This is a genomic window from Alcanivorax sp. HI0044 (genome assembly GCF_001634945.1).
Window position 1 is genome coordinate 1 of sequence record NZ_LWEZ01001510.1, and the last position, 1,098, is coordinate 1,098.

The following is a 1,098-nucleotide window of genomic DNA, read 5'->3' on the forward strand; positions in this document are numbered from 1 at the left end:
CATGCGGACCCTGGTCAATGTATTGCCAGACGCGGAAGGCTGGATTGCCGGCCCGGAAGATGAAGATAAGGAATACGCCAAGGAGTGCCACGGCCTGGTGGCCAGTCTGGGGCTGGAAAAAAATGTGAAGTTTCTGGGGTTCCAGAAAATTGATGAGCTGCTACCCAAAGTGGGGGTGATCGTGCTCAGTTCCATCAGTGAGGCGTTACCGCTGGTGTTGCTGGAAGGCTTTGCCGCCGGGGTGCCGGCCGTTTCCACGGATGTGGGGTCTTGCCGTCAGCTGATTGAAGGCCTGGGCGAAGCCGATCGGGCCTATGGAAAAGCCGGCGAAGTGGTGGGCATTGCCGACCCGGAAGCGTTGGGCAATGCGGTTGCCTCGCTATTGAAAGATAGGGATGCCTGGCACCAGGCGCAGCAGGCAGGCATTCGCCGGGTGGAGAACCTGTACACCCAGGACATGATGTTTGGCGCCTACCGTGACCTGTACCAGTCGCTGGTGAGGGACACGGACGCAGCCAGCCCGCAAGAAAACAACAATCGTCGCCGGGAGGGACGCCACTAATGGCCGGCATTGGTTTTGAACTGCGTCGATTGTTGCGCAAGGACACCTTGCTGGGCCTGATCCGGGCCTATGCCTATGCCGGTGTAATCAGTTCCGGCCCCTGGGTGTTATCGATCATCGGCATTCTGATTATCGGTATCTTCAGCCTGGGGATGGTGGTGCCGGATGCCTCGGTGACACAGTTCCAGATTACCGTGACCTATTTGATTGCCATCAGCCTGATTCTCACCGGCATTGTGCAGCTGGCCTTTACCCGCTTCTGTGCGGACCGTTCGTTTGAAAACCGTGAAGACCTGATTCTGCCCAATTTTGGTGGCGTTACAGTGCTGGTGACGGTTATCTCCGGTCTGCTGGCGTTGCCGGCGGCCATGTTCCTGTTTCCCGGGCAGAGTGTGCTGTTCCGGGTGTTGCTGATCGCCTGTTTTGTGGTGTTGAGCAATATCTGGATTGCCACCGTTTTTCTCTCCGGCATGAAGCAGTACAAGGCCATTTTGTTGCTCTACGCCCTGGGCTACACCATTACGGTGCTGGGTGCC

General features: G+C 57.5%; 2 protein-coding genes. Both read left to right on the forward strand.

The window, feature by feature from the left end; translation table 11 throughout:
- Nucleotides 1–562: GT4 family glycosyltransferase PelF (gene pelF / locus A3730_RS22760; protein ID WP_156501308.1), on the forward strand; the 562-nt coding region annotated here is incomplete at its 5' end.
- Nucleotides 562–1,098, forward strand: a 537-nt coding sequence (pelG, locus tag A3730_RS22765; protein ID WP_156501309.1) for an exopolysaccharide Pel transporter PelG, incomplete at its 3' end; no start/stop codon positions are given. The genes pelF and pelG, both read left to right, overlap by 1 nt.